Here is a 22,667-nt window from a genome sequence, read left to right as displayed (position 1 = left end):
TAAAGATATGTACAATGTAGATAATAAAGGGGTCACCGTGTGACCCCTTATTCTGTTTGCTTATATCGTTTGTTACTGCAATCCACCAAAGATACTAGAAGTGTTGAAGTTAGTCCATTCTGCACTATTCGTATCCGCGTAGTTTTGATAGATTTTACCACCCATACTTGAGTCAAGAGACATTAGAATGGAACCATGTGGGTTGTCTTTTGTACGGTTTTCTAGGGTGAATCTTACACTCGCACCAGCATCCATTTGAGCCTGTGTGATACCCGTTAACTCATATACTTGTGTACCAGTATCACCCATCATTTCTTTTGCATCAGCGTAATATAGATAAGTACCACTTGTATCATACACATATAAACCCGGTTTCCAACGGTAGTCTGAACTTGGTAACTCTGCATAGGTTACAGATACATAGTATTTGCCGCCTTGCTCGTACATCTTGACAGATTTCATAGTGGATTCAATGAAAAATCTCGCTTGGTCTACTACCATCTGACCTTGGCTATTTACCTTTATCTCACTCGCACTTGGGGCTACTACACTGCTACCACCGCTTGGATTAGTTACCTCGGACTCGATTTTTACTTCGCTCCTCTTAGACTGTTCCACCATCTTCACTACCATTACACAAGCCTCAGCACGTGTACCACCTGATGAACCATCATAGATACCACCTGTTTTACCGGTTAACATACCCTTCATAAACGCTTGTTCTACATAGTACTTATACGTCTGGGGTACACTATCATAGTCAGCTATCTTTTGGTCTACACCTGTGATAGATGTCTTTGATTCACCTTGAATGTTCTCGTTAATCCTAATCATGATACGTGCCATCTCATAACGGTTGATTGGTTGGTTTAATGACTCAGCAGTTGGGGCAATCTCATACTTCTTAACAATACCCTTCTCTACTGCATAGTCATACATACCACTCGCCCAGTGTCCGTCATAGTGAGTACCCTCATAGAAACTACCACCTTCAGCAGTGGAGATAGCAATTTTGATGAACTCTGCTCTCGTAATTGACTTGTTTGGACCAAAAGTTCCATCTGGGAAACCAGAGATTGCTCCACGGTTTGCTAGGTTTGTTACCCACTCAGTAAACCACTGTCCGTCTTGTACATCCGGGAATGATTTTACTGTGGCTTGGGCTTGGATATTACTAACATTAGTGTCCTCTGCATATACTGGTACTGCTGATAATGTTAGTGCTGTTGCTAATACTGTATTGATTATTATTTTTGATATCTTATTCATTTTATCCCCCTAAGTTTGTTATATTTAATTATAACCTGTAGATACTGATAGATACAGGTTTTTACAGGAGTATTATGTAGAAAGATGATAATAAATGGATTTTTTGTGTAGTAAGGTGATGGAAAACGGTAGAAAGGTAACACCCTAAATTAGTAAATCCAGCTATATCAAATAAATACAATGCTTGAAACTTACTAATACAAGTTAATACACTGCTAATGCAGTGTATTAAAAAAAACCTAATTCATAGGGTCTACGACCCTATGAATTAAAACCACTTGAAAACAGTAGTAGGACCCAACACACCCATCACTAAAACACTAGGAGTAAAATTGTAACTCAGAATATATTTTCTTGAAAAACCTTCTAATCCTAGATTATAGCTACATTTACATACCACTAATTTTTCAACAAAAATCAAAATAGCTCAAATCATTGATAATACTAGACAAACGTGCCTTTCTAACAGATGATTTTTCAATTTAAATCAAACCTTAGAACTTTAATCTCTATTCTTAGTTACCTATTAGTCTTAACCAATAGTAAAACAAAAAAATCAAACTGTCTGTACTTAAGCATTAACTTAACTTGTAACAATTTATCCCTTTTAAATATATTAACGCATCTGTATACTTTTCTTTTTAGGTCTAAAATCCTCCAATGGATTGTACTCATCCACAGAGTTAACCAAGTCCGTTACATTGTGGTGATAGTAGTTATCCAATATCTTGTAATTGCTATGTCCTGTAATCCTCCTCAATAAAATCGGAGACATCCCCTTACGAACGCTAAGTGTAATAAATGTATGCCTAAACAAGTGTAAACTATGCTTTCTTACACCACACTTTTTACAATGTTTTATGACACAATATTGTAGTGTAGTTCTTTCCAAAGGCTCTCCAAATACATTGCAAAATAGCGTTTCAGTATCTGCACCATCTCTGATACTAATATACTCTATCAATATCGAATGTAAGGTCGATGGGATAGGTACCATTCTAGCTTTACGATTTTTGGTATGACATAGCGAAATATAACCTTGTTCTAGGTTTACATCTTTTATGAGAAGTTCCCTAAGTTCCTTGGCCCTGACACCAGTTGCAAGTAGAAAATTGCATATAACCCAATTGCGATACTCCGCAAAGGTAGGGTTTTCTGGTCTTTTCAATATCCTTTTAAGTTCCTCTTGACTGTATATTTCCTTGATATGCTCTTGTTCCCTTAAATGCGTAAACTCAATAGTATCCTTTATATATCCCTTTTTAGTCCCATATCTTATAACTGGGCTAATCTTAAACTGATATGAGTTAACTGTTTCAGGCTTTAATCTGTCTTTTAAACTCAATACATACCCATTGATAAGGTCTTGTGTAATATCACTACAAAGCAAATCCTCACCAGCAAACTTCTTGAAATAAGTATAGGCAAACTCATACCCCTTGATTGTAATCTCACTAATCCCTCTCAAACGACAATCGGTCATATACATCTTATGCAAATCATCATAAGGTATATCCGCTACCTTACAATCTAATAGCCTTTTCCTTCTCTTTGTCACCATCGGTTTTCCCACTGGGTTTTCTAACATCGTAGCCTCCTCAAAAAATAAAAAGTAGTCGGTTCTGATTACCGCAAAACTGCGAAAATCTACCGACTACCTCAGTGTTTTTTATGATTTTTTAATAGCTACAACCGTTGCAAACACAGCAATTCCTTATTCCCACTCAATCGTACTCGGTGGTTTACTCGTCACATCATAAAGAATTCGATTCACCCCTTGAACCTCATTCACAATCCGAGAGGAAATCTTATCGAGCACTTCATATGGGATTCTCGCCCAGTCAGAAGTCATCCCGTCTATAGACGTAACGGCTCTGATGCCAATGGCATGTGAGTAAGTTCTCTCGTCGCCCATAACGCCCACTGAACGGATGTTAGGCAGGACGGTGAAGTATTGCCAGATGTCTCTTTCAAGACCGGCTTTTTTTACTTCGTCTCTTAAAATCGCATCTGACTCTCTTACGAGGTGTAGTGCTTCATCTGTAATTTCGCCTAATACTCTGATGGCAAGACCTGGTCCTGGGAAAGGTTGACGCCAAACGATATGGCTCGGTACTTCGATCTCTTCACCCACGCGTCTTACTTCATCTTTAAATAGATCTCTCAAAGGTTCTATCAGTTCAAACTGCATGTCTTCTGGAAGACCGCCTACGTTGTGATGGCTCTTGATGACTTCGGCAGTATCCGTACCACTTTCGATGACATCGGGATAAACAGTGCCTTGTACTAAGAAGTCAATACCTTCAAGTTTATTCGCTTCTTCTTCAAAGACTCTGATGAACTCTTCCCCGATAATTTTGCGTTTCTTTTCAGGATCAGAGACGCCTCTGAGTTTGCCAAGGAATCGATCTGCACAGTCCACTCTGATGAAATTCATGTGAAACTGCTCTGCAAATACTTTTTCGACTTCATCGCCTTCGTTTTTACGAAGTAAGCCGTGATCGACGAAGATACAAGTAAGTTGATTGCCAACCGCTTTGTGTACCATAGTTGCCGCAACAGATGAATCCACACCACCTGAAAGCGCGCAGAGTACTTTCTTATCGCCTACTTTTTGCTTGATGCTCTCGATCATGTTCGCAGCATAGTCGCCCATGTTCCAGTCGCCAGCACAGTCGCAAACTTCATATAAGAAGTTCTTGATCATTTGTCTGCCAAAAGGTGTATGTTCCACTTCTGCATGGAACTGAACCGCATAGAGATTCTTTTCCACATTTGCCATGGCTGCCACAGGACAGTTGTCTGTTGTCGCTATGATTTCAAATCCTGCTGGCGCTTCTTTAACATAGTCGAAATGGCTCATCCAGCATTGTGACTGATCTTCAATAGATTTGAAAAGACCCGTGCTAGTAGGTACATTTAATTTGATTTTGCCGTATTCTTGTTGTGTCGCACGTTCTACTTTGCCGCCTAAAACTTGTGACATCAACTGCATGCCGTAGCAGATGCCAAGGACAGGAATGCCTAGTTCGAAAATTTCTTTATCCAGTGTTGGTGCATTTTCTAAATAAACTGAGTTTGGTCCACCTGTGAAGATGATCCCTTTTGGTTGTTTTTCTTTAATTTTTTCAAGTGCATTTCTCCAAGAAACAACTTCGCTGTACACACTTGCTTCCCTTACTCTTCTGGCGATGAGCTGATTATACTGCCCCCCAAAATCTACGATCATGATCAATTCATTATTCATGAATGAAGCCTCCTAAAAGATATATTATTCTAATTCATAAACGCGATATGCCCTCACAACGTGCCTTTATGATTTATATGCATAAACGATGCCCTATTATTATATCATGTAAGACTACGGGATAACATCTCTTACGCAATTATAATAGGGCAATTCATTAAGTCTTAATTATCGCTACTTGAAACACTGTAGTTAGGTGGCTCTTTAGTGATCGAAATATCATGTGGATGCGACTCTCTAAGGCCTGCATTGGTAATGCGTATGAACTTGCCATTCTCTCTTAGATCTTCAAGCGTGGCAGTACCGCAATAACCCATACCGGACTTCAATCCGCCTACCAACTGATAAATGATATCTTTTAAATAGCCTCTGTATGGTACACGACCTTCAACGCCCTCTGGTACGAATTTTTTCGTATCATTTTGGAAGTAACGATCTTTTGATCCGGCTTCCATGGCAGCTGTTGATCCCATACCTCTGTACATTTTAAAACTTCTGCCTTGATACATCACGATCTCACCTGGACTCTCTTCTGTGCCTGCAAAAAGTGAGCCCAACATGACCACATGAGCACCAGCCGCAATTGCTTTCGGTAGATCGCCTGAGAATTTAATGCCACCATCTGCGATCACAGGGATGCCATAAGGTTTTGCCGCTTTAGCACAGTCATACACAGCAGTCACCTGAGGTACGCCTATCCCTGCAACCACACGAGTGGTACAGATTGAACCCGGGCCGATACCCACTTTGATGCAATCAGCACCTGCTTCGATTAAGTCCACAGTTGCTTCTGCTGTTGCCACGTTGCCTGCGATAATTTCAAGATCTGGGAATTTCGATTTGATGGTTTTTACAGCATTGATAACGTTAATGCTATGACCATGAGCGGAGTCCAAAGCGATGATGTCAACGCCTGCTTTATAAAGCGCTTCTGTACGCTCAAGCATATCTGCACCGATACCCACAGCTGCCCCTGCAAGTAAACGACCCTTTGAATCCGTCGCACGGTTAGGATATTTAATGGTCTTTTCGATATCTTTTATTGTGATAAGACCTTTTAAAGTCCCATCTTCATCCACTAAAGGTAATTTTTCGATTTTGTGTTTACGCAGTATTTTTTCTGCATCTTCAAGTGAAATATCGGCTGGTGCCGTAACAAGAATATCCTTAGTCATGACATCGCCAATGCGTGCTTGCATATCCGGTTCAAAACGAATATCTCTATTGGTGATAATACCCACAAGTTTATGATCGGCATCTACTACTGGCACACCTGAAATCCTATACCTAGACATTAGGTTTTCTGCGTCTTGAACGATATGATCTGGTGTTAAACTGAAAGGATCTACAATGACACCATGTTCGCAACGCTTTACTTTGTCCACTTCAAGTGCTTGATGCGCTATACTCATGTTCTTGTGAATGATACCAAGACCGCCTTCTCTTGCAATGGCAATCGCAAGCTTGGACTCGGTCACGGTATCCATGCTTGCACTGATGATCGGTATATTCAACGTAATTTTCTTAGACAACTGAGTCTTTGTACTGACTTCATTAGGTAAAACATACGACTTCTGGGGTATCAATAAAACGTCATCATACGTTAACCCTTCTTTAATCAACTTTCCTTCCATTAATAAGCCTCCTTAAAATAAAGTAAAAAACTCAACTTTCAAACTCCTATTTGAAATGACACACTTTGATAATGACACACTTTAATATGAGACCATTGGATTTATCCTTTGTTATCTCAACCCAAGTACCTATTGATGTCTCGAATAAAACCTTACAGCTCAAATCATAAATCATTATAATCCTTGCTAGTCTCTGTCTTGCTTGATCACCCCCACCTCGTCTAACCGACGGGCGTCATCTAAGCACTATATCTCTGACCTGAGCCAAGACAAATGATTTATAACAAAAAAACAACCTTCTATAGTATATAGAGGTTGTCTCCTAAAAAGATTTACACCATCATCCCCAAGGGATAATGATTTTGTAAAAATTAAAAGCTACAACCCATAGTGCAGTAATTATCGGCAACTGCGTAGAGACATCCAAGCCATCATTTCGGAAATATATGAGTATTTGCGAATATTTTTGTATATAAATAAAACTATAATTCGCTTTGCTGTATTTTTTTATTAATACTCAAATTATCACGTTTACAGGGGTTTGTCAACAGTGCGCGCACAAATAAAAATGATGAATTTGTTAATTTTATGTAACCACATTTTCACTTATTTTGGTTGTCAATTTTGCACGGATTACTAAAAACTATGCTATGATATTAATATGAATTTTAGGAGGATCTCTATGAACGATTTAAAATATATTATGCCCCACCTTAAGCGCTATATTCCAGCGTATATTTTCGGTATTTTATTACTTATGGTCATTGACACATTGCAGTTGGTTACACCTCTAATCATCGGTAATTTCACAGATACTTTAATGTCTGGCAATCTCACAGCAGATAAAATCCCATTTTACATGTTTGCCGTTGTAGGGATTGCCGTGCTCGTTGCAGTAGGCCGATTCGGATGGCGTATGACCATCATTACCACTTCCAAGAAGCTGGAGTACAGTCTGCGAAATCAAATCTTTGAACATTTGGAAAAACTACCGCTCAACTATTACAATCACCATAAGACAGGTGATCTCATGGCGCATTGTACCAATGATGTCAACTCTGTCAGAATGGCTTTTGGTCCAGGTGTCGTCATGTTTATAGATGCCATGTTCATGGGCGTAATGACCATTTTCCTCATGATCACAAGGGTTAATCTCAATTTAACGCTACTGGCGATCTTGCCGTTACCACTCATTGCCTTCTTCATCATCGCGCTTGGCAAACACATTCAGAACCTTTTCAAGGGCGTTCAAGAAGCTTTTTCAGATTTAACAGACAATGTTCAAGAAGCTTTTTCTGGCATTCGAATCATCAAGTCATTTGTCATGGAAAAAAAGACCTTGGATCATTTCAATGAAAAGAGTCGAGAAAACTTTGACGCCAATATGAACCTTGTAAAGCTATTTGGCTTTGTTCAACCCTTAGTCGGATTTATTGCTACCACAAGTACATTGATTTCACTTGTCTATGGCGGCACATTAGTTATAGATCAGGTCATCACCATTGGCGAGTTCGTCACCTTTATCACGTATGTGGGAATGCTCACGTGGCCTGTGATGGCGCTTGGGTTCGTCTACAACATGATTCAAAGAGGTCAAGTCTCCTTAAGGCGTATCAACGTCATCCTCGAAACCGAGCCTGAAATTGCCGATGCAAATCACCTTTTAGATCTATATCCATTCGTCCCAACTATTGATGTCAAAAATTTGACTTTCACTTATCCCGGGGCAGAAGAACCTGTTCTCAAAAACATCCATTTTTCTGTTCAAAGAGGAGAAACCGTTGCCATTATTGGCAAGACCGGCAGTGGGAAAACCACGCTTATGAATCTGTTGCTTAAACTTTACAACGTGGATGACGGAACGATTTTCTATAACAATAAGGATCTCAACGATCTGCCCATTAAAGCTCTAAGGGACCAAATCGGCTATGTGCCGCAAGACAATTTTCTGTTTTCAAAATCCATTGCCTATAATATTGGATTTGCAAACGAAACTTTAGAGGATGATCAAATCAGATCAGCAGCAGAAGTTTCACAAATCCATGAGGAAATCATGACCTTTAGCGAAGCTTACAACACAGAACTTGGAGAACGTGGTGTCAACATGTCTGGTGGTCAAAAACAGCGTGTTTCCATTGCTAGAGCGCTTTACAAAAAGCCACCCATCGTCATGCTAGACGATTCACTCTCTGCCGTGGATACTAAAACTGAAGAAAGTATCCTAGGCCATTTAAAAGAAGAACTTGCAGGCACCACCACATTAATCGTTGCACATCGTATTTCCACCATAAAAGATGCCGACCAAATCATCGTTTTAGATCAAGGTGAAATCGTCGAAAGAGGCACTCATGAAACCCTGATGACTCTAGATGGCATCTACAAAGATATGTACACAAAACAATTATTAGAAGAAAAAATAGCAAAGGAGTCGTGAGGTATCATGGAAAAAACCATTCATAACGAACAAAATATAGAAACCTCTTTTGATGGCAAGATCATGCTCCGATTGCTGAGCTATGCCAAGTCACAGGGCATCATTTTATTTTTCAGCATCATCATGATGCTCGCAGTCACAGGGGTGGACCTTGCAGTGCCATACGTGATTAAAGTGGCCATAGATGAATTTATAACACCGAGTTCACAGGTGTTCTATCAAGTGCCTTCAGAGGGAAGAGATCAATTTCAAAACAACACTACAGTTACAGTGGGTGCAACAACCTACGCTCTGCCAAGTTTAAAGGACACTTTTATCAAGAATAACGACGCACAAATTGTGCCCGTGCTCACAGAAACAAATGGTTCTTATAAATTGCCTGATGGTAGTATTCTGGATGATGAAACCATCCAATTGCTCAAGACACATCATAAATCCCTACTCAAAAATCTGACTTTGGTTTTGGCCAGTTTACTGATACTGAGCTTTTTGATGACTTATACCCATGCACTTTTACTCAATTATGCCAGTCAGAAAATCGTCTATACACTGAGAGAAGCTCTCTTTGATCATTTACAGATCATGAGCTTGAGTTTCTTTGATAAAAATCCTGTGGGACGCCTAGTCACAAGAGTTTCCAATGACATGAACAATATTAATGAAATGTTCACCAATGTCCTGATTACATCGGTTAAAGACTTTTTTCTTTTGGGCGGTACCGTGGTGGTCATGGTCATGATCAATATGAAACTTGCCGTTATTTGTCTGAGCACCATCCCACTCATTCTCATTGCCGCTTCAATCTTTAGAGTGAAAGCAAGGGCAATTCAAAGAGAGGTTAAAGTGAAGCTCGCAAGAATCAATGCCACACTTGCTGAGAACATCAACGGTATGAAGATCATTCAAATCTTTAACAAAGAAACTTCTATTTATAATGCATTTGACGATATCAACAAAGACTACCTTAAGAGTTCTGTGGCAGAGACAAGGGTTTATGCCATTTTTAGACCTGCAATGAACCTTGTTTACTCCATCTCTTTGGCATTACTGCTCTGGTTTGGCGGGAATGATGCCATCAGAGGCGCAGTTGATCTTGGCGTTCTAGTGGCTTTTATTTCCTATACGCAACAGTTTTTTAGACCCATTATGGACCTCAGTGAAAAATTCAACATCTTTCAGTCCTCTATGGCTTCTGCAGAACGTGTTTTCATGCTTCTTGACGAAGAAAATCCCATTGAAAATCCTGAGAATCCCGTGATTTTGCCAGAGGAAACTTTTGAGGGCGTCATTGAATTCAAAGATGTTTGGTTCAGTTATCAAGATGATCCCCAAAAAGATGAAGACTATGTTCTCAAGGGCGTCAGTTTTAAGGTTCAAAAAGGTGAGACAATTGCCCTAGTGGGTTCAACCGGTTCCGGCAAGACAACTATTATCAGCTTGCTCAATCGATTTTATGATATTCATAAAGGGGCTATTCTGGTGGATGGCATAGACATTAGGCAAATGGATCTTGCAAGTTTAAGACGTAAAATTGGCATTGTACTCCAAGACGTCTTTCTCTTCTCAGGTGATATTAAGAGCAATATCCGCCTTAAAGAAGAAGCGATTACTTTAAAGGCAATCCAAACGGCGTCCACCTATGTAAATGCAGATACCTTTATCTCTAAATTGCCACATGGCTATGATGAACCTGTGGTGGAAAGGGGCGCAACACTATCCTCTGGTCAGAGACAGCTGCTCTCTTTTGCCAGAGCGCTGGTATTCGAACCTAAAATCTTAATTCTCGATGAAGCCACTTCCAACATCGACACCGAAACAGAACTTTTGATTCAAGATGCTATTCAAAAGATGATTCACAAACAAACAACCATTATTGTGGCGCATAGGCTCTCAACCATACAGCATGCCAACAAAATCCTCGTCATGAGCAGAGGCGAAATCAAAGAGACCGGCACACATCAAGAACTGCTCAGTAAAGAAGGTATCTATTATGATCTGTATATGCTACAAATGAAAGCTTAATAGGCCACATGGGACATATAGCCAACGCCTGAGAACCAAAAATAATTTCAAACTGATCAGATGACCATTAAAATAAGCTCAACTAAAAAAGATGAACCCTCTACTCAGAGCGTTCATCTTTTTTAGTTGAATTGTGAGGGGGAGAACTCTTGAGGAGAGTTCATGTTTAAAACATGCTCTTTGCTAATGTGCTGTCTTTGTTTTATATTTGGAATAAACATCAAAAGCGATTGCAGCTAAGAGCACAAGACCTTTGACAATTTGTTGCCAGAATACACTGATCCCCATAATGGACATACCATTGTTGAGAATACCCATGATGAAACCACCAATGATGGCACCCATAATCGTACCTACACCACCAGTAGCAGATGCGCCACCGATAAAGCATGCTGCGATTGCATCGAGTTCAAAGCCATCACCAGCCGTCGGTGAAGCCGAGTTGAGACGACCTGCAAAAACGATACCTGCAACTGCCGCTAAAAGACCCATATTGGCATAAACCCAAAAGAGAATGCGTTTCGTCTTAATACCAGAGAGCGCAGCGGCCTTTTGATTACCACCCATGGCATAAATATGTCTACCTACTACAGTTTTATTAGTTAAAAATGAATAAATCAAAATGAGCACGCCTAATAAAATCAATATGAATGGCAAGCCATTTGCAAGCGCTAACCAATATGCGAATAAAACAATTATTAATGAAACCGCCACAAGTTTAGCAATAAAGAAACTACTTGTAGCCACTTCAAAATCGTATTTCATTTTATCTTTTCGTATTATAAAGCTGATTACACAATACATAATTGCAAATGCAACACCAATCACTAATGTTGTCACGTGTATATTAGACGAGCCACCTAAAAAGTCTGGTATTACGCCAGAGGAAATTACCGTGTAAGCCTCTGGTAATAAAACCGTTTGACCACCCAATATGATATTGTTAATCCCTCTAAAGAGCAACATACCTGCAAGTGTAACAATAAAAGGTGGAATGCGCACATATGCAATCCAAAAGCCTTGCCACATGCCTGCAACAAGTCCTGCTAATAACCCCAGTGGAATGGAAACCCAAACCGGCAATCCAAATGTCACACTGAAAAGTGCTGACAACGCACTGACAAATGCTACAATTGAACCTACAGAGAGGTCAATGTTACCCCCTGTCAAGATACATAAGAGCATCCCAATTGCCAAGATCAAAATGTAACTGTTTTGAAAGATCAAGCGAGATACGTTAATGGGTTTTAACAAGATCCCACCTGTTAAAATCTGAAACATCGCCATGATGACTATAAGTGCAATCAACATTGAATATTGCTTCATATTTTGTTTAAATATATTTTTTATACGGTCCATGTTTGTCCTCCATTTTATGAAGAGCTTTGTAAAATACAAGCCATTATACTTTCTTGAGTTGCCTCTGAGCGACCCATTTCACCTACGATCTTACCTTCATTCATAACATATACACGGTCACAAACCCCTAGAATTTCAGGTAATTCTGAAGAGATGACGATTACAGACTTGCCTTCATTTGCAAGATTTTGAATGATTGTATAAATTTCATATTTAGCGCCAACATCTATCCCTCTCGTGGGTTCATCCAATATGAGAATCTCCGGTTCAGAAAAAATCCACTTGCTCAAAACCACTTTTTGCTGATTGCCACCGGATAGATTCCCTGTTTTCTGGTGGATACTTGAGGATTTAATATTGAGCTTGCCTCTATACTCCTCTGCAACTACAAGTTCTTTATTCTGATTGACCACATGCCAGTTACTGATTTTTTGAAGATTGGATAAGGTGACATTTTTCTTAATATCCTCTATTAAGACCAACCCGGCAGTTTTTCGATCTTCTGTCACATAAGCAAGTCCCTTCTGTATGGCTTGTCTAACGTCCTTTACAATCAGCTGCTCACCATCTTTATAGAGTTCACCCGTGATGTGCTTCCCATATGCTTTCCCAAAGATACTCATTGCAAGTTCCGTTCTACCTGAACCCATGAGTCCTGCAATCCCAACAATTTCGCCCCTTTTAACATTAAAATTGACATTGTCAATACGTTTTCGAGTTTCATCCATTGGATCGTAAACCGTCCAATTTTTTACTTCAAATCTAACTTCTCCAATGTTAGGGGTACGCTTTGGAAATCGATCCGTCAGATCACGTCCAACCATACCTCTGATAATACGTGCTTCAGAAATTTCATCTACATGCTTGACTAAAGTTTCGATTGTACGACCATCTCTGATCACCGTAATTTGATCCGCTATTTTAGTTACTTCATTGAGTTTATGTGAAATGATAATACAAGATATCCCTTTTTCTTTATTGATCTTCATTAAAAGATTGAGCAAATGCTCTGAATCATCATCATTTAATGCGGCGGTGGGTTCATCTAAGATTAAAAGTTTAACATCTTTTGACAAAGCCTTGGCAATTTCAACAAGTTGCTGCTTGCCAACGCCGATATCTCTCACCAAAGTGTTATGGTTTTCTTTAAGCCCCACAAGATCTATAAACTTCTTGGCCTCAGAATGTGTCTTATTCCAATCAATAATCCCCTTATTGGATTGCTCATTCCCAAGAAAAATATTCTCAGCAATACTCATATAGGGACTTAGCGCAAGTTCTTGATGGATGATGACAATCCCCTTTTTTTCACTTTCTTTTATATCTTTAAAATTGCAAATTGAACCTTCAAATAGAATATCACCCGTGTAACTCCCATATGGGTAAATGCCGCTAAGAACACTCATCAAAGTTGATTTTCCCGCACCATTTTCACCCACCAGTGCATGAATCTCGCCTTTCTTAACTTTTAGATTTACCGAGTCAAGTGCTTTCACACCTGGAAACGTCTTGGTGATATCAATCATCTCAAGTATGTTTTCCGACATATTTGGAAGCTTATTTTCTGCCATGTTATACTCCTTACAAAATATATGCTGTGGCAATTTGAGATTACCACAGCATGTATCAACAATTCTTTATTTAAGTTGATCTTCTGTATAATAACCTGAATCAATTAAAAGCGCTTTGTAGTTATTAACATCCGCAAATACAGGTTCACATAAATATGAAGGCACGATTTTAACGCCATTATCGTATGTTTTTGTATCATTAATTGGTGGTTCTGTTCCTTTCATGATTGCTTCAACCATGTCCACTACTTTAGCAGCAAGTGTTCTTGTATCTTTGAAGACTGACATAGATTGTTCACCAGCGATAAGCATTTTAACATTAGTTGTATCACAGTCTTGTCCAGTTAAGATAGGGAAAGGATTGCTTGAAGTGCCATAACCAGCAGCTCTTAAAGAAGCAACAATACCTTGAGCCAAACTGTCATTTGGAGATAAGACAACGTCTACAGATTCATCAGCATAAAATGCTGTTAAAAGGTTGTCCATTCTCGCTTGAGCGCCTTCAGATTTCCAGCCTTGAATTGCAATTTGTTCCATTTCTGTTTGACCTGATTTGATGTTCAAAACGCCACTTTCGATGTAAGGTGCAAGCGTATCCATTGCGCCACCATTAAAGAAGTATGCATTGTTGTCATCTGGAGAACCCCCGAAGACTTCCATTGTAAATGGTCCTTTTTCGCCTTTATCAAGTCCTAATTTTTCGATGATGTAGTTACCTTGGATGACACCCACTAGATAGTTGTCAAAAGTTGCATAGTAATCTACGTATTTACTGCCTTTGATCAAACGGTCATAAGCGATTACTTTAATGCCCGCTTTACCAGCTTCATCTAAAACACCTTTGAGTGCTTCGCCATCGATAGATGCAATTACTAGCACTTTACAGCCTTTTGTAATCATATTTTCTAAATCTTTAATCTGTTGATCTACTGAATCTTCAGCGTACAACAATTCAACTGAATAGCCTTTTTTCTCAAGCTCTGTCTTCATGTTGGCACCATCTTGATTCCATCTTTGCAATGATTTAGTTGGCATTGAAACACCAATTAAATTTTCATCCGCTTTCTGTGCACACCCCACAAATAACGATGCAATCATCATGATAATCAATAACAATATGCCTGTTTTTTTCATGCTCTTAATCCTCCCTTAAATAAATAGTTCAATTAGGTACACACTAACTTTACATAAAGTTAACATTTTTAAAAATAGAGCAAATTATAATCTTCTAGACAGAATTAAGATAATCTTGTATACAAAAGAAAAGGACTAGACAATTTTAAACTCAAAATTATCCAGTCCTGGTTTTTAGTTGACAAAACAAAGGGTTTCTTTATTCTATTCATCAGGCCACTCCGATTTTGGAATATTCCTATACACGTCTTCCAGCACATGAAACCCATCTTTGATAACCGTGTTGGTCATATTGTCCTCAGTTACAAGTTCCGGCATGAGCTTTACATAGGGCACATTTCTTTCACCATCATAAATGGTATCTTCTGAGTAGACTTTATCCGTCTTTGCAGTTGCCATCTCCACTGCAATCTCCGCAGCTTTTTGTGCTAAAGTTTTGATCGGTTTGTACACGGTGATATACTGAGTCCCTTCCACAATCCTTTGACATGCTGACAAATTGGCATCGTGACCCGTGACATATACCGATTCCGCCAATTGACGCTCTAAAAGCGCTCGAATTGCCCCTTCGGCAAGATCGTCGTTCGCTCCGATAATACCATCAATTTTGATACCTGAGTCCACTAAATCATTTATAGTGTCATAAGCGTATATTTCGCGCCAATCCTCTGCCCAAACTTCCTTGACCACATGAATGCGACCTGAATCAATAGCAGGTTTTAAAACGGACATATAGCCCTCATTGAACATATAGGAATTGTGATCCTTAGGTGAACCATTAATAATGACGTAATTGCCCGTTGGCACTTTTTCAAGGAGCTCACGTCCCATAATCTCTCCCACGAGCACATTATCAAAGGAAATATAGAGATCCACACCACCATTTTCCACAAGCCTATCGTATGAAATTATTTTGATATCATTGCGTTTGGCTTGCTTGAGGAATGGCCCAATCAGCGCTCTGTCATAGGGAATGATAACGATGACATCCACCCCTTGTGCCACAAGCTCCTTAACCTGTTGGTTTTGAACTTCTGCATCTTCATATGCGTTCTTTAAAATCACCTCAGCGCCTAAGCTTTTCGCTTTGGAAATGAAAATATCTCGATCTTTTTGCCACCTTTCGATCACTAGTGAATCCACTAAAAAACCTATTTTTACTTTATCGTCATCTTGTATAACCGGTTTTTGTGTAAAACACAAAATACTACCAATAAAAATACAAACTACTAGAACCAAAATCCCCTTTTTAATGGTCATGTATGCCCCTCCCCCACATTAATTATTCTAGGAACTATCTTTTGACCTGATGCATAAATTCAGTTGGCATGAGTCCAGTTTGTTTCTTAAACAATCTGCTGAAATAGTTTGGGTCCGAATAGCCCACTTCAAAACTGATTTCTTTTACAGATTTATAGGATGTTTTCATTAAAGATTGTGCTATGACCACTCGAATGTGCGTCAAATACTCTATAAAATTTTGACCAGTCTCTTCCTTAAAGAGTTTACTGAGATATTGAGGGCTTATGTTCAAAGTCCTTGCAACACCTTCGAGAGATAACTCGGTATGGTATTCCTGTTCCAGTACTTTTTTAGCACGTTCCACAATGAAAGAACACTTCTCACTTTTGCTTCTACTGATCTGTTCGGTGATGTACTTAATGCGATTGCTCAACCACCTTTGACTGTCACAAACTGAATTTAAGGCGATGATTTCCTTTAAGTAATGATCGTACCTTATAATGGCATCTTCCGCAACGCCTTCATCATAGGCAACTCTATAGATAAGAACCACCAACTCTAACAATCTCTCCTGCTGATTGCAAATTTTAGGGAACAAGAGATCAAAACACTTAAGTGCCTTGTTGAGTTGTCCCTTTTCCATGTATTCAATCAATTGACTTTGTGTTTTAATCAATTGAACCTTATCCCCTTGTTCTCCATATAGGTCCTCAAAATGAGTCACACTTAACAGGTCCCCACCGTTAAGTGCCTTTTGGGCCTCCCCATAGGCATAAAACAACTCTCCGATACCTTTGACTGCACTGATGCCAATCCTACATCTTAACCCCAAAGTCTCTTGGAGTTCTTGCTGAATACTCTCTCCCAAATTTGCACTTTCAAGTCGTAAATCATAGGCGTTCTTCGAATTCTTTTTGGCGACAAATACGACAATTTTATTGAGCATAATCGGCCCCACGATTGCGTGACACTTGTATTTGATCGCATCTCTAATGCTCGAGGCATGCGTATGGAGTTCTAAATCTTCAATAAAAGAATTCTGATCGTTTTGAATAACTTGAATGACCATCATAAAACCGGATTCACAGTTCATTTCAAGCAGATTGAGATAGCGTTTCATCTCCTCCATACGGTCGTTGTTTGAAATGATAGAATAGATAAAACTGGTTTCGATATAGGGAATCATCTTTTGAAGCTTTTCCATGGTTTCCAGATCGCGTTCACTCTGTTCTTGATCTTGATTGAGTTCGATGACGATTTGATCCAATATGTTGTTGAGTTTGCCCCGGTTTATGGGCTTGAGCAAGTAATCCTTAACACCGAGTTGCACGGCCTGCTTTGCAAATTCAAACTGCTCATAAGCCGATATAATGACAAATCGCGTTTCAATGAGATGATGCTTTATTTCTTTAATGGCCTCAATGCCATTGATGCCCGGCATTCTGATATCCATCAGAACAATCTCTGGCTTTAGCGCTTTTGCCTTTACGATGGCCTCTCTACCATTTGAAGCCACACCACAGACTTCTAAACCATCTCCACGCTTTTCCACGATATATCGAATTGCATTTTGAACAATCTGCTCATCATCAACCACTAAGATTTTATACATCCAAACCCTCCTCTCTATCTAAAATAGGGATTCTAATAGTAAAGATTGTACCTTTTCCAATTTCACTTTTAATTTCAACTTCAGCTTGATCGCCATAGTATAGTTTAAGTCTCTGCAAGACATTTCCCGCGCCAATACCAGAGGAATGGCTCTTTTTAGGATGTTTCAACGCCGTTTGCCCACTGGAATCCTTCAAGAGAATCCTGTTGATTTTTTCTTGTGACATGCCATCGCCAGTATCTTTAATACTAAATACAATGAAGTCCTGATCCACTCTCTCCTCTAAATAGATATCAATATGAACAGAGCCGCCCCCTTCTTTTTTCCCAATTCCGTGAATAAAAGCGTTCTCCACCACTGGTTGTATGATTAATGGCATGATGAAAACATCCTGAATAGACTCATCCACTGTCAGACGATATTCGAGAGATTGTCCAAATCTGACCTTCATCATATTGCAATATGCTCTGATGGTATCCACTTCTTCTCTCACTTTAACCAGCTCGTCAAGAGGTCTGATGTTGTATCTGAAAATAGCCGCCATATCCTCTAAAAATTCAAGTGTTCTATCGGCATTTTCCATCATGGCAAGTTGAACCCCTGCATTGAGTGAATTAAAGAGAAAGTGAGGATTGATTTGAGATTGAAGCGACCTGAGCTCAGCATCATTTAAAAGCGTCTGCATCTTCACCGTTTGAAGTTCTTTTTCAAAGAGTTTACTCTCAATTTTGTTGGTATGTTTTAAATCCTCAATAGATTTTTTAATGCTTTGTCGCATTTCCTCAAAGGCAATGGCCATAATCTGAACTTCATCTTCGCTTTTCACGATGACGGTTTCGCCATCAAAGTGCCCTTTTGAAATTTCGTTTGCCGCATTGGAAAGCTTGATAATCGGTGTTGTCATCTTATAAGTCACTTGATACACAAGGGCCATGGTGAGCAAAATCATATCTATAATCATAATGAGATTAAAGTTTTGAATTTTTTGACTGTTTACCGCCAGACTTTCATAGATGGCAATGTTCTGGTCCAGCTGTATCAATTTGAGTTCATCAATGATTTTTTGGATATTCGCATAGGTTTCACTTGCGAGATCATAGGACTTTCGACAAGCTTCAATATCTCGCCCGCGCTTCGCCACAACAGTGTCTGCCGAATACTGATTGTATTTTCCAACCATGTTGTTGACGTTTTCCAGGGATAAGGCTCCACGCTTTTCAGTGTATTTCTGGAGCAAAGCAGTTGACAAATTTGCCAGATCTTCACTGCTTTCTATATAAGTATTTAACGAATCCGATGATTTCGTCTCCACGTAAGTTGTCAAAGATTCCTGAGAGGCATTGAGCTTATTTTCTACATCATCAAAGAGCATAGAAAATTTGAACATATCGTCAATTTCATTAAAGAGTGTCCTTGAATTATAGGAAATATAAATACTGATCATGCCGCTCATGAGCATTACCAGTGTGAAATAGACCATCATTTTTTTTCGAATGCTATCTAACTTTATGCCTTTCATTTTACAGCCTCTATTTTCATATAGGTTTCCAAGTTTTCCTTGGTGATGACTTCAATGGGCAGATCAATATAATCTGCTTGTTCACCTTTTTTAAATGTCTGATTCAAAATATCTGCCAGAGATCTCAGTGCCATATGCCCCATTTTTTCTGGATTTCTGTACAGAGTGCCATAGATGATCCCCTTATCTATATAATCTGCAATTTGCGGCGTTAAACCTGTCCCAATCACATTTACACGTCCAACTTTATTGAGATCAATCACCACTTGAGTGACGCCCACAGTGTCCACCTCATTGGTGCAGACAATCCCGGCAATATCGCTTTCTCCTAAAAATATTTCTGCGACAATGCCCTCAGCGCTTAGTAAAGTTGGCTCTGATTTTTTGACGATGACTTGACTTAACCGATGTAGGTTTTCAAAGACATCCATAAAACCCAGCATTTGAAGTTTACTTGTGGTATCTTCGCTTGATCCCACAGGAGTTTGGGTTATAAAGACGACCTTGCCGATTTCAGGTTCAGATTTTTGGTAAAGTGTCGCGGCCTCTATCCCCATGTCAAATGGATTGATCCCAATAAAAAGATCTCTCTCCACAGTCTGCTCATCTGAATAGACGAGTACAAGCGGTATGCTGGCATGCTTAGCGGTTCTTAGAGCCTCCATAAATGCCGCCTCGTTTATGCCTTGTGTGATGATGCCATCCACGCCTGCAGTGATGAGCATTTTAATGGTTTCAGTACCCTCTTCAACCGTTTTTACATTAAAAAATTCTATATCCATATGACTTATATCGGCCTCATTTTGAATGCCCTTTTGGATTTTTTCAAGAAATTGAGTCTCATTGCCGATCAAAACCGTTGCAAAGTGAATATTGTTTCCCGATGAAAAGTCTATTTTGTTCTTGCTTTGATTGATGGTATTTGAATAAAAAAATGACAAAAGAAAAGTAATCACAAAGATGATACTGGTCAAAAAGATGATACTCTTTAACAAAATGTGCTCTTTAAATCGCATAATATCCCCCTTTGTGATGGCATTGCCTCTCATTTTATTATATACGACTGTTATTCGCACCAAAATAGCATTTTATTAAGATTAATAATCTCTAGCTCTGGCTTATGGCTTCTACCTTCTACCTTCCATCTCTCATCTCTCCTTTGGTGTCCTTTTCCAAGATGATTCGATGAATTGATCACGACGCCATATGAAAAACATGTTAAAATAGAGGTGAGTCAAACCATTTGACGCTCTCTCTATTTTAGCATGTTTTCTTGAGGTGATTTTATGGAATTTGAAAATATCGAACATCGAAAGGGCCTGCCTTACCGACTTTTTTTAGTAAGTATTGGACATCGCTCACATCATTTTCATTCAGATTTGGAAATAATATATGTTCTCAAAGGTGTTATAAGACTACAGCTCAGCCTGTCTTCACACGATATCAAGCAAGGTGAACTGTGTCTGATTAATCCTTACGAAATACACAGCATTACGGATTTGTCAGAAGATCAAAATATCCTTTTGATCATTCAAGTGACCCCTTCAGCCATTACATTGAAGCAAAACTTGCTGTCGAAACTCCAATTTGATCATGTTCTAATTAATCGCTTTACAACTGAAGTGCGCGACCTCATGTTCAAGATGTACTTAGAGAGCTTTAACGAACAAATTCATTCAGATTATCTTTTAAATGCCTATATTCTCGAATTTATTGCAACGCTATTAAAGGCCGTGCCCTACGAAATCTTAGAATCCACCCGCCTTTCTTCACGCACGGATGCTTATAAACGTTTAAAATACGTGATTGACTATGTGGAGTCCCATTTTAATGAAAGGATAAATTTGGATCAACTGGCTTCAAAACTTCACATCAGCAAGTATCATTTATCGCATTTTATCAAGCAACACTTGGGCATTAGTTTTCAGGATTATCTCAATTCCGTGCGATTGACACATGCCATTCACTTACTGCTCAGTACTGATATGAGCATACTGGATGTCACCATGTCTTCTGGCTTTTCAGATCCAAAATACTTAAATGCCCTCATCAAAAAACGTTATGGCTATACTGCTAAAACACTGCGTTTAGAGTCTCATAAACTCATCTTTTCCATCCCAAGTGCTCCTGTGGGATCTATTCACCTGCCATTCGATCAAGAAAAAGCTTTTAATGAAATATCCGCAACATTGTCATGAAAAAGCCACAAGATTGTTACCGATAAAATATGCTCTGCCTCGTATAATTAAAGTATCAAATGATTATAGGAGGTTATTTATGTCATATTTTAGTACGATCGATAAAATTCCTTTTGAAGGACGTCACTCTAAGAATCCACTTGCATTTAAATACTATGACGCTGATAAAATGGTTGCAGGCAAACCGATGAAGGAACATCTCAGATTTGCCTTAAGCTACTGGCATACACTCACTGGCGCAGGTGTGGACATGTTTGGTCAAGGGACATTTGAACGCCCTTGGGATCAATTGGAAGGTCTTGAACTATCAAAGGCAAGAGCAAGTGCAGCTTTTGAACTCATGAGCAAACTCGGCATCAACTATTTCTGTTTCCATGACCTAGATATTGCACCGGAAGGCGATTCACTCGAAGAAAAATTTGCAAATTTAGATATCATCGTAGATCACATTGAAGGCCTTATGAAAGAAACTGGCATCAAGCTCTTATGGGGTACCACAAACGCATTCTCTAACCCAAGATTTGTTCATGGTGCTGCAACTTCATGTAACGCTGATGTTTTTGCATTTGCAGCAGCGCAAGTAAAAAAAGCTATGGATATCACGCATAGACTTGGTGGCGAAAACTATGTATTCTGGGGCGGTCGTGAAGGCTATGAATCTCTCTTGAATACAGACATGGCACTTGAAAACGACAACTATGCACGTTTCCTCCAAATGGCTGTTGACTATAAAAAGAAAATTGGTTTCACAGGACAACTTCTCATTGAACCTAAACCTAAAGAACCAACAAAACATCAATACGATTTCGATACTGCTACTGTTCTCGGCTTCCTTAGAAAATACAATTTACAAGATGACTTCAAACTCAACATCGAAGCAAATCATGCAACACTAGCAGGTCACACTTTTGAACACGAACTTCATCTCTGTCGTATAAATGGTGTTCTAGGCAGTATTGATGCCAATCAAGGCGATGACCACTTAGGCTGGGATACAGATCAATTCCCTACTAATATATACAGTGCTACCTATGGTATGATTGAAGTTCTCAAAAACGGAGGCATCGCACCTGGTGGTTTGAATTTTGACTCTAAACTCAGAAGAGGTTCTTTTGAACTCGAAGATTTATTCATCGGCTATATTGTAGGGATGGATACGTTTGCTAAGGGACTCCTTGTGGCAGATAAAATCATCACTGAAGGCACACTAGATGCATTTGTTGCAAAACGCTATGCAAGCTACAACTCTGGTATTGGTCAAAAAATCATTGAAGGCACAGTTGGTTTTGACGACCTCACTGATTACGCACTCAATAATAAAAATCTTAAAAATGAATCCGCTAAGCAAGAATGGCTTGAATCCGTTGTAAACGATGCTATTTTCAATGCATAAAGCCTAATATACAATCCACATAAAATGTATAAA

General features: G+C 39.2%; 15 protein-coding genes, 1 pseudogene and 1 riboswitch. Of the genes and pseudogenes, 4 read left to right on the top strand and 12 right to left on the bottom strand.

The annotated features are described in order from the left end of the window. Positions 1 to 72 precede the first annotated feature (72 nt). From ISU02_RS18410 to guaB, 5 genes and pseudogenes are all read right to left on the bottom strand, one after another. Positions 73 to 939, bottom strand: a complete 867-nt coding sequence (locus tag ISU02_RS18410) for a hypothetical protein (protein WP_228727876.1) — start codon at positions 937 to 939, stop codon at positions 73 to 75. Positions 940 to 1,026: 87 nt separating this feature from the next. After that, positions 1,027 to 1,269, bottom strand: a pseudogene (locus ISU02_RS24495) (S-layer homology domain-containing protein); the annotation flags it as partial. A gap of 616 nt (positions 1,270 to 1,885) precedes the next feature. Continuing rightward, positions 1,886 to 2,857, bottom strand: a complete 972-nt coding sequence (locus ISU02_RS18405) for a tyrosine-type recombinase/integrase (protein WP_194703311.1) — start codon at positions 2,855 to 2,857, stop codon at positions 1,886 to 1,888. Positions 2,858 to 2,983: 126 nt separating this feature from the next. Next, on the bottom strand, positions 2,984 to 4,516 hold the full coding sequence (guaA, locus tag ISU02_RS18400; protein WP_194703310.1) for a glutamine-hydrolyzing GMP synthase: 1,533 nt from the start codon (positions 4,514 to 4,516) through the stop codon (positions 2,984 to 2,986). 164 nt (positions 4,517 to 4,680) lie between these two features. After that, the gene (gene guaB / locus ISU02_RS18395; protein WP_194703309.1) at positions 4,681 to 6,150 is read right to left on the bottom strand and encodes an IMP dehydrogenase; all 1,470 of its coding nucleotides are present in this window, start codon (positions 6,148 to 6,150) and stop codon (positions 4,681 to 4,683) included. Positions 6,151 to 6,518: 368 nt separating this feature from the next. Beyond that, positions 6,519 to 6,620: riboswitch (purine riboswitch) on the bottom strand. Positions 6,621 to 6,832: 212 nt separating this feature from the next. On the opposite strand from guaB, the gene ISU02_RS18390 reads away from it, so the two are divergent. Together ISU02_RS18390 and ISU02_RS18385 are read left to right on the top strand one after the other, a co-directional pair. Continuing rightward, positions 6,833 to 8,584, top strand: coding sequence for an ABC transporter ATP-binding protein (locus ISU02_RS18390; protein ID WP_194703308.1), 1,752 nt, complete (start codon positions 6,833 to 6,835; stop codon positions 8,582 to 8,584). A gap of 6 nt (positions 8,585 to 8,590) precedes the next feature. Then, positions 8,591 to 10,606, top strand: a complete 2,016-nt coding sequence (locus ISU02_RS18385; protein WP_194703307.1) for an ABC transporter ATP-binding protein — start codon at positions 8,591 to 8,593, stop codon at positions 10,604 to 10,606. A gap of 183 nt (positions 10,607 to 10,789) precedes the next feature. Here ISU02_RS18385 and mmsB read toward each other — a convergent pair whose 3' ends face one another. The 7 genes from mmsB to ISU02_RS18350 form a co-directional block, all read right to left on the bottom strand. Further along, entirely contained in the window at positions 10,790 to 11,965 is a 1,176-nt protein-coding gene (gene mmsB / locus ISU02_RS18380; protein ID WP_194703306.1) for a multiple monosaccharide ABC transporter permease, read from the bottom strand. A 14-nt stretch (positions 11,966 to 11,979) separates the two neighbouring features. Continuing rightward, positions 11,980 to 13,512, bottom strand: a complete 1,533-nt coding sequence (mmsA, locus tag ISU02_RS18375) for a multiple monosaccharide ABC transporter ATP-binding protein (RefSeq protein WP_194703345.1) — start codon at positions 13,510 to 13,512, stop codon at positions 11,980 to 11,982. Between the two features lie 90 nt (positions 13,513 to 13,602). Further along, the gene (gene chvE, locus ISU02_RS18370; protein WP_194703305.1) at positions 13,603 to 14,670 is read right to left on the bottom strand and encodes a multiple monosaccharide ABC transporter substrate-binding protein; all 1,068 of its coding nucleotides are present in this window, start codon (positions 14,668 to 14,670) and stop codon (positions 13,603 to 13,605) included. Positions 14,671 to 14,874: 204 nt separating this feature from the next. After that, positions 14,875 to 15,930, bottom strand: coding sequence for a substrate-binding domain-containing protein (locus ISU02_RS18365; RefSeq protein WP_194703304.1), 1,056 nt, complete (start codon positions 15,928 to 15,930; stop codon positions 14,875 to 14,877). A gap of 34 nt (positions 15,931 to 15,964) precedes the next feature. Beyond that, positions 15,965 to 17,524, bottom strand: a complete 1,560-nt coding sequence (locus ISU02_RS18360; RefSeq protein ID WP_194703303.1) for a response regulator — start codon at positions 17,522 to 17,524, stop codon at positions 15,965 to 15,967. Next, positions 17,517 to 19,043: a sensor histidine kinase gene (locus tag ISU02_RS18355; protein ID WP_194703302.1), complete on the bottom strand. Its 1,527-nt coding sequence runs from the start codon at positions 19,041 to 19,043 to the stop codon at positions 17,517 to 17,519. Before ISU02_RS18355 ends, ISU02_RS18360 begins: the two co-directional genes overlap by 8 nt. Beyond that, on the bottom strand, positions 19,040 to 20,059 hold the full coding sequence (locus tag ISU02_RS18350; RefSeq protein WP_194703301.1) for a sugar ABC transporter substrate-binding protein: 1,020 nt from the start codon (positions 20,057 to 20,059) through the stop codon (positions 19,040 to 19,042). Before ISU02_RS18350 ends, ISU02_RS18355 begins: the two co-directional genes overlap by 4 nt. A 270-nt stretch (positions 20,060 to 20,329) precedes the next feature. Between ISU02_RS18350 and ISU02_RS18345 the strand changes: the two genes are divergently transcribed. Continuing rightward, a complete protein-coding gene (locus ISU02_RS18345; RefSeq protein WP_194703300.1) occupies positions 20,330 to 21,241 on the top strand; it encodes a helix-turn-helix transcriptional regulator in 912 nt (303 codons plus the stop codon). A gap of 79 nt (positions 21,242 to 21,320) precedes the next feature. Continuing rightward, positions 21,321 to 22,634, top strand: a complete 1,314-nt coding sequence (gene xylA / locus ISU02_RS18340) for a xylose isomerase (protein WP_194703299.1) — start codon at positions 21,321 to 21,323, stop codon at positions 22,632 to 22,634. Positions 22,635 to 22,667 lie beyond the last annotated feature (33 nt).

This window comes from Fusibacter ferrireducens, from assembly GCF_015352425.1.
Taxonomy (GTDB): domain Bacteria; phylum Bacillota; class Clostridia; order Peptostreptococcales; family Acidaminobacteraceae; genus Fusibacter_A; species Fusibacter_A ferrireducens.
This window is presented reverse-complemented; position numbering and strand designations above follow the sequence as displayed.

What these genes read in the sequence shown, in the direction of transcription:
- ISU02_RS18410 (WP_228727876.1), bottom strand. Translation starts at nt 939, where the DNA reads ATGTATGACTATGCAGTAGAGAAGGGTATTGTTAAGAAGTATGAGATT.
- ISU02_RS18405 (WP_194703311.1), bottom strand. Translation starts at nt 2,857, where the DNA reads ATGTTAGAAAACCCAGTGGGAAAACCGATGGTGACAAAGAGAAGGAAA.
- guaA (WP_194703310.1), bottom strand. Translation starts at nt 4,516, where the DNA reads ATGAATAATGAATTGATCATGATCGTAGATTTTGGGGGGCAGTATAAT.
- guaB (WP_194703309.1), bottom strand. Translation starts at nt 6,150, where the DNA reads ATGGAAGGAAAGTTGATTAAAGAAGGGTTAACGTATGATGACGTTTTA.
- ISU02_RS18390 (WP_194703308.1), top strand. Translation starts at nt 6,833, where the DNA reads ATGAACGATTTAAAATATATTATGCCCCACCTTAAGCGCTATATTCCA.
- ISU02_RS18385 (WP_194703307.1), top strand. Translation starts at nt 8,591, where the DNA reads ATGGAAAAAACCATTCATAACGAACAAAATATAGAAACCTCTTTTGAT.
- mmsB (WP_194703306.1), bottom strand. Translation starts at nt 11,965, where the DNA reads ATGGACCGTATAAAAAATATATTTAAACAAAATATGAAGCAATATTCA.
- mmsA (WP_194703345.1), bottom strand. Translation starts at nt 13,512, where the DNA reads ATGTCGGAAAACATACTTGAGATGATTGATATCACCAAGACGTTTCCA.
- chvE (WP_194703305.1), bottom strand. Translation starts at nt 14,670, where the DNA reads ATGAAAAAAACAGGCATATTGTTATTGATTATCATGATGATTGCATCG.
- ISU02_RS18365 (WP_194703304.1), bottom strand. Translation starts at nt 15,930, where the DNA reads ATGACCATTAAAAAGGGGATTTTGGTTCTAGTAGTTTGTATTTTTATT.
- ISU02_RS18360 (WP_194703303.1), bottom strand. Translation starts at nt 17,524, where the DNA reads ATGTATAAAATCTTAGTGGTTGATGATGAGCAGATTGTTCAAAATGCA.
- ISU02_RS18355 (WP_194703302.1), bottom strand. Translation starts at nt 19,043, where the DNA reads ATGAAAGGCATAAAGTTAGATAGCATTCGAAAAAAAATGATGGTCTAT.
- ISU02_RS18350 (WP_194703301.1), bottom strand. Translation starts at nt 20,059, where the DNA reads ATGCGATTTAAAGAGCACATTTTGTTAAAGAGTATCATCTTTTTGACC.
- ISU02_RS18345 (WP_194703300.1), top strand. Translation starts at nt 20,330, where the DNA reads ATGGAATTTGAAAATATCGAACATCGAAAGGGCCTGCCTTACCGACTT.
- xylA (WP_194703299.1), top strand. Translation starts at nt 21,321, where the DNA reads ATGTCATATTTTAGTACGATCGATAAAATTCCTTTTGAAGGACGTCAC.